The organism is uncultured Methylovirgula sp. (genome assembly GCF_947646745.1).
Classification (GTDB): Bacteria; Pseudomonadota; Alphaproteobacteria; order Rhizobiales; family Beijerinckiaceae; genus Methylovirgula.
On the sequence record NZ_CANSHK010000021.1, the window covers coordinates 45,455 to 52,398 of the forward strand.

Annotated in this window: 4 protein-coding genes; 1 reads left to right on the plus strand and 3 read right to left on the minus strand. The window is 63.9% G+C overall.

The window, feature by feature from the left end; all coding sequences use genetic code 11:
* Positions 1–77: 77 nt before the first annotated feature.
* The 3 genes from Q0025_RS08015 to Q0025_RS08025 all read right to left on the minus strand — a co-directional run bounded on the left by Q0025_RS08015 (position 78) and on the right by Q0025_RS08025 (position 4,423).
* A complete protein-coding gene (locus Q0025_RS08015; protein ID WP_297297763.1) occupies positions 78–2,486 on the minus strand; it encodes a penicillin-binding protein 1A in 2,409 nt (802 codons plus the stop codon).
* Between the two features lie 207 nt (positions 2,487–2,693).
* The gene (locus Q0025_RS08020) at positions 2,694–3,845 is read right to left on the minus strand and encodes an N-acetylmuramoyl-L-alanine amidase (protein WP_297297765.1); all 1,152 of its coding nucleotides are present in this window, start codon (positions 3,843–3,845) and stop codon (positions 2,694–2,696) included.
* Positions 3,846–4,084: 239 nt separating this feature from the next.
* A complete protein-coding gene (locus tag Q0025_RS08025; RefSeq protein ID WP_297297767.1) occupies positions 4,085–4,423 on the minus strand; it encodes a hypothetical protein in 339 nt (112 codons plus the stop codon).
* A 284-nt stretch (positions 4,424–4,707) separates the two neighbouring features.
* On the opposite strand from Q0025_RS08025, the gene Q0025_RS08030 reads away from it, so the two are divergent.
* The coding region (locus Q0025_RS08030) for a ribonuclease E/G (RefSeq protein WP_297297769.1) at positions 4,708–6,944 on the plus strand (2,237 nt) is incomplete at its 3' end.

A 6,944-nucleotide genomic window follows, 5' to 3' on the forward strand; every position in this document is an offset into this window, starting at 1 on the left:
GGGAAATCTCCGGGGGAGCAAGGCGGCGGAAAATACGGGCGCGGCCTTATGATGTAAATGGGCGCGGCCGCGACAAATTAATAGAGACCGCCCGTCCCCTGCCCGAGATTCTGATCCGCATTCGGATCGACCGTCATCACGGTCGGTGCCTGCGAGCCGTAGCTGAAAGTGGTCGGCGGCGCCGTGCCGGGCTTGAAGGCTTCGAGGATCGTGCCAGGTCCGGTCGAGCGCAGGCCGGTCTTCACATCGACCGAGATGAGTTTGATGCCGGGCGGAACGCGGAACGGCACGTCCGGCTTGTCCTTCAGCGCGACCTTCATGAAGTCGCGGAAGATCGGCGCGGTATAGAGCGCTGCCTGGGCGGAATCGCCGAGCGAGCGCGGATGGTCGTAACCCATGAAGACGCCGACGGTGAGGTCCGGCGAATAGCCGACGAACCACAAGTCCTTCGCATCGTTGGTCGTGCCGGTCTTGCCGGCGAGATGCTTGCCGACGGCGCGAATCGCCTGGCCGGTGCCGCGCTCGATCACGCCTTCCATGATCGAGGTGATCTGATAGGCGGTCATCGGATCGATCACCTGCTCGCGCTTATCGATGATCGTCGGCTCGTCCTGATTGTGCCATTCGGCGGCATTGCAATTCTGGCAGATGCGCTGGTCGTGGCGATAGATCGTATGGCCCCAGCGATCCTGGATACGGTCGATCAACGTCGCCTTGATCCTTTTGCCGCCGTTGCAGAGCATCGCATAGCCGGTGGTCATCCGCATCAGCGTCGTCTCGCCGGAGCCGAGTGACATCGAGAGATAAAGCGGCAGGTTGTCATAGATGCCGAAGCGGCGCGCATAATCGGCGATCAAGGGCATGCCGATGTCGCGGGCGAGCCGCACCGTCATCTGGTTGATCGAATGTTCGATGGCATAGCGCAAGGTATGCGGGCCGCTCGACTTGCCCTCGAAATTCTCCGGCGTCCAGACGCCGAGACCGGGGCCTTGATCGATCGAAATCGGTTCGTCGAGCTCGATCGACGAGGGCGTGTAGCCATTGTCGATCGCCGCCGCATAGACGAACGGCTTGAACGACGAACCGGGCTGGCGCAGCGCCTGCGTCGCGCGATTGAATTCCGACTGGTCGAAGGAAAATCCGCCGACCATAGCGAGCACGCGGCCGGTGACCGGATCCATCACGACGATGGCGCCTTCGACTTCCGGGATCTGACGCAACCGATATTGGCCCGGCTGGTCTGGGATCGGCTCGACATAGACGACGTCGCCGGTCGAAAGAAGCGAACGGCCGCGCCGATGTGCCCACTTCAACCCCACAGGCAAAAGCAGGCCCGTGTCGCGCTTCGCCTCGATTTGGCCCGCAGGGAGTTTTTTCGGCTGCAGGCCGATCCGCAAGGCTTTGTCGTCGCCGTCGAGGACGACGGCAAGCCGCCAGGGCGCGACGTCGCCGAACGCCGGAATCGCGGCGAGCGGTGGGCCCCAATCCTGGCCGATCTCAATATGTTTCAGCGGGCCGCGGAAGCCGCGCGCCTCGTCATAGCGCACGAGGCCATCGGCGAGCGCATGGCGGGCGATCATCTGCGTCTGCGGATCGAGCGTCGCGCGCACCGACAGGCCGCCCTCGTAGAGCTTCTTCTCGCCATAGCGCTCGAGCAGCTCGCGGCGCACTTCCTCGGCAAAGAAGCCGGCGGCATACGTGTTGGGTGACAGCACGCGCTGCGTCACGCCGAGCGGCTCGGCTTTGGCCTTGGCCCCGTCGGCGGGCGCGACATAGCCGTTCTCGACCATGCGGTCGATGACCCAATTGCGACGCTCGATCGCGCGCTCGCGCTCGGTATAGGGATTGTAATTGTTGGGACCCTTGGGCAGCGCCGCGAGATAGGCGACTTCCGCCACTGTCAGTTCGTTGACCGATTTATTGAAATAGTTCAGCGCGGCGGCGGCGACGCCGTAATTGCCGAGGCCGAGATAAATTTCGTTCAAATAGAGTTCGAGGATCTTTTCCTTCGAATAAGCCGCCTCGATCCGGAACGACAGCAGCGCCTCGCGGATCTTGCGGGTGATGTCGCGCTTGGGCGACAGAAAGAAGTTCTTGGCGACTTGCTGGGTGATCGTCGAGGCGCCCTGCATGTGGCGGGTGCCCTGCGCGAACACGAGCGCGGCGCGCGCCATGCCTTCGAAATCGACGCCGCCATGATGGTAGAAGTTCTTGTCTTCGGCGGAGATGAAAGCCTCTTTGACGAGCGGCGGGATGGCCGAACTCGGCAGATAGAGGCGCCGCTGTTTGGCGAACTCGGCGAGCACGGAGCCATCGCCCGCGTGAATGCGGGTCATCACCGGCGGCTCGTAGTTCTTGAGCTGGGTGTAATCCGGCAAATCCTGCTCGAATTTCCAGATCACGATGCCGGCCGCGCTCGCCCCGACGATGAAGACGATCGTCAAGCTCGTGAAGATGAAACCGAGAAGTCGGGCGATATAGCGCATATAGGGTTCAGCCCTCTCGATCCGCGGCGGCGGCCTGCTCTTGCCCTGTCGGGACGAAATTCCTGCGACAGGGTCAGCCGACCGGCGGATGCGGGCCGGAGCATCAGTCCGGGATGTGGTGCGGTGCTTTTGTGTTGATAGTTGGGCGCGGCCGCTGCGCCAAGAGGCTGATCCTGGCGGAGACGGGCGGCGACCGGCCGCAGTCCGTTATTTTATCGCCGCCGTGGGCGTCGGATCGAGCGGGCCGGCCGGCGGCGCGGCGGCCGCCGCCTTCTCCGGCAGCACGCCCTTAGCGGTAAAAAAAGCATCGATCGCCCGGGCGACCTTGTCCGTCGTGGCACCGCGCCATTTGCTCGAGGTGAGCGCGGCGCCGTCGCTCGCGTTCGACAAATAGCCGAGTTCGATCAGCACCGAGGGGACATCGGGCGCTTTCAGGACCCTGAATCCAGCGGAACGCTCCGGATTCTTGTTCAGCCGCGCCGCCACCTGCCAATAATTGACCAGGGTACGGGCAAAGACATGGCTATAGGTGCGCGTCTCCTGGCGCGTCAGGTCGAACAGAATGTCCGAGACGCCGCTGTCGTCGTCCTTGCTCTCGACGCCGGCGGCGGCATCGGCCTGGTTCTCTTTTTCCGCCGTCCGCGCCGCCTCGGCGTCGGAGGCATGTTCGGAACAGGTATAGACGGTGGCGCCGGAAACGCTCGCGGCGTCGGAGATCGTGTCGGCATGGATCGAGACGAAGAGCGAGGCGCCGGCATCGCGGGCGATCTTCACCCGTTCGCCGAGGGCGACGAAAACATCGCTGTCGCGCGTCATGATCACTTTATAATGGCCGCTGGCGCGCAGCTTGTCGGCCAGTTCTCTGGCGAAGGCGAAGACGATGTTCTTTTCCACCAAGCCATGCACCATGGCGCCGCTGTCGATGCCGCCATGGCCCGGATCGACGACGACGATCGGCAGACCGTTCGCCGCGGCGGCTTGGAGCGGTGCTGAGGCCGGTCTATCCGCCTCGGCCACCTGCTGATCGCGCCGGGCAGCGGCAAGAAATGCGGCGCGGTCGCTCTTGGCGAGGGCAACAATAAGATGGGTCCCGCTTCGATCCGCGACGGAAGCGGCGCGCAAAACCCGGGCCGGCGCTGTCAAATCGATCACGATGCGCGATTTGCCCGGGGCGAAAAGACCGAAACGGTAGGAGGCGACGAGGCCGCCGGAGGCCGCCGCGGCGTGACGGCGTTTGGCCTGACCGGCGTCGGCCGATTCGGCCGCAAACTCAACCTGTGGCAATTCGACAACAATCCGGTCCGGCGCCGCCAAGACGAAAGACGTGGCCTTGACCGGGGCCGAGAGCGCAAAACTCAATTCCGCCCGCTCTGAGCCGTTATCGAGCTGCGGCGGTCGGGCATAGATGGGCCCAAAGGGACGCGCGCCTGGGGCTGCCTGGGCCGCTGAATCAGCCTCGCGCAGGCCGACGAGGCCGTGCTGCTGTGCTAGAGCTGTTTGGATAGGGGCGAGCGATACCGCAGCGGCAAGCAGCAGCCTGGCCGCCGATCCCGGCCTGCGCCCCAACAATCCGGCTAAAGTCGCTCTCATGGCAGAAGTTAACCCCGGACGGCGCCCCCGCCGCTCCCCTTGTGAGACTCAGAATGAAACGCCGCGGTTAACGTTGCCTGACCATGCCAGAACTGCGGCTTGGCTACAGTTGCGCACAGGCAACAGAATTTAGAAAACTTGCCAAAGGCCGATACGACCCGATACAAGAAGGCGTTCGTGTCCGGTGCATCTGAATCGGACACTGCGGGTTCGGCAGCCGCCCTTCGGGCGCGGCGCCGAAAGTAAGCGCGCCGGATGGCGCCGATTTTCAATGTCTCCCGCAGCGCGAACAAAATGTTTTCGATGGCCCGCGTCAGCGTGGCCAATGCGCAGGTAGCGAAGAACATGGTCTGCCCTTCTGAGGGAGCAATTCGGACCACCAAACTGACAATTGGCAGCGTGTGCCCCGGCATTCGGACGCACGCTGATGTTCGCGTTCCGGCACCGCGCCAGGATCGGCCGAAGGCCCACGCCCGGCGCGTCGACAAGCTCTGGCTCACGGATCGAGCCGCGTATCGTCTCTCTCACCTTTGGCGTCCGGCGCCCTTTGCGCCGCCCTGCCACGCTCAGGCTTTGCTTGCGAAGCCTCGCGGCAGCGGCGCCTTGCGCGTCACGCCCTTACGAGTTCCACATGCCCAACAAAATGCTTATCGATGCCTCGCATCCCGAGGAGACCCGGGTTGTCGTCACACGCGGCAATCGTGTCGAAGAGTTTGATTTCGAATCCGCCGATAAAAGGCAGCTTCGCGGCAATATCTACCTCGCCAAGGTCACCCGCGTAGAGCCCTCGCTGCAGGCCGCCTTCGTTGATTACGGCGGCAACCGGCACGGCTTTCTGGCTTTTTCGGAAATTCACCCGGACTATTATCAGATCCCCGTCTCCGACCGGCAGGAGCTTCTCGAGGAAGACGCCCATGCCCATCGCGAGGAAGAGGAAAATCACCGGCCGCGCCGCAGCCGACGGCATCAGCGCGCCGAGAAGCGCCGCAGCGAGGACGAGCGGCTAGCCGACAAGGCACCGGCCGAGCTCGAGGCGCATGCCGCCGAAGAATCTCGGGCGAGCGAAATCGAATCGGCTGCGGGTGAGACCGCGACCGAGGGCTTCGCCGAGCAAATCGTCATCGAAACCAGCGCCGAGGATTTTGAAGCGGAGGCGGCGCCGGCTCCTGAAGCTGCGCCGTTCGCTGAAACGGCGCCGGTTTCCGGCGAGGAAACGGCTTCGGCCGACGAACATCCGTCGGCCGAAGATGCCGAACCGCATGTGCTCGCCGCCGATCCCGCCGGCTTTGCCATCGTCGACGACGCGGCGCCCGTGGCAGAGAAAACTGTCGCGGATGAGATCGAGGCGCGCGAGCGCAAGCGTTCCGCACCCGAAGAGCGTGAAGACGAGGACGAAGACGAAGACGACGAAGAAGAGCAGGTCGAGCAACTCGGCGGCGATGCGATGGAAGAAGTCCCGGTGCGGATGCACCGGCCGCGCCGTCAGTACAAAATTCAAGAAGTCATCAAACGTCGCCAGGTCCTCCTCGTCCAAGTCGTCAAGGAGGAACGCGGCAACAAGGGCGCGGCGCTGACGACCTATCTCTCGCTTGCCGGCCGCTATTCGGTACTGATGCCCAACACCGCGCGCGGCGGCGGCATTTCCCGCAAGATCACCGATGCCGGTGACCGGCAGCGGCTGAAATCAATCGCCCAGGACCTCGAAGTGCCGGAAGGCATGGGCGTGATCCTGCGCACCGCCGGCGCCTCACGCACCAAGGCGGAAGTGAAGCGCGATTTCGAATATCTGCTGCGCATGTGGGAACAGGTGCGCGAGATGACGCTGAAATCGACCGCGCCGACCCTCGTCTATGAGGAAGGCTCGCTCATCAAGCGCGCTATCCGCGACCTCTACAACAAGGATATCGACGAGGTCATCGTCGCCGGCGACAACGGCTATCGCGAGGCCAAGGAATTCATGCGCATGCTCATGCCGAGCCATGCCAAGAACGTCCAGCCGTATCGCGACGCGCAGCCGGTCTTCGCCAAGTCGGGCGTCGAGGCGCAGCTTGATGCGATGTTCACCAATCACGTCACGCTGAAGTCGGGCGGCTATCTCGTCATCAATCAGACGGAGGCGCTTGTCGCCATCGATGTGAACTCCGGCCGCGCGACGCGCGAGCACGACATCGAGGACACGGCGCTGCGCACCAATCTCGAAGCCGCCGACGAAATCGCCCGGCAGCTGCGTTTGCGCGACCTCGCCGGCCTCATCGTTGTCGATTTCATCGACATGGAGGAGAGCCGCAACAATCGCGCTGTCGAGCGCCGGATGAAGGAAGCGCTGAAGAACGACCGCGCCCGCATCCAAATCGGCCGGATCTCGCATTTCGGTCTGCTCGAAATGTCGCGCCAGCGGATCAGAACCGGCGTGCTCGAAGGCTCGACCATCATCTGCCCGCATTGCGCCGGCGTCGGCACGGTGCGCTCGACCTCGTCGATCGCGCTGCATGTCCTGCGCTTGCTCGAAGATGCGCTCATCAAGAGCGCTTCACACAACATTACGGTGCGGACGCGGACCGAGGTCGCGCTTTATATCCTCAACCAGAAGCGCGCCAATCTGCGCGATCTCGAGCGGCGTTTCGGCGTCGCCATCACGATCGCGGCCGACGATTCGCTGACCGGCACCGCCTATCATGCGATGGAACGCGGCGAGCCGGCGGTCGGGGTGCCTGAATTGCCGCAGCCTACGCCTGCTCCGGCGGTTGAAGCCCCCGAAGACGAAGAGGATTTGGACGCGGCCGAGGCCGGCGAGACCGAAGACGAAGCCGGCGAAAATGCCCCGGGGGGTGAAGACGACGGCGGCCGCCGCAAGCGCCGCCGGCGGCG

Bases quoted from the DNA above. Each gene is read 5' to 3' on its own strand.
- Q0025_RS08025 (WP_297297767.1), bottom strand. From the start codon at position 4,423: ATGTTCTTCGCTACCTGCGCATTGGCCACGCTGACGCGGGCCATCGAA.
- Q0025_RS08015 (WP_297297763.1), bottom strand. From the start codon at position 2,486: ATGCGCTATATCGCCCGACTTCTCGGTTTCATCTTCACGAGCTTGACG.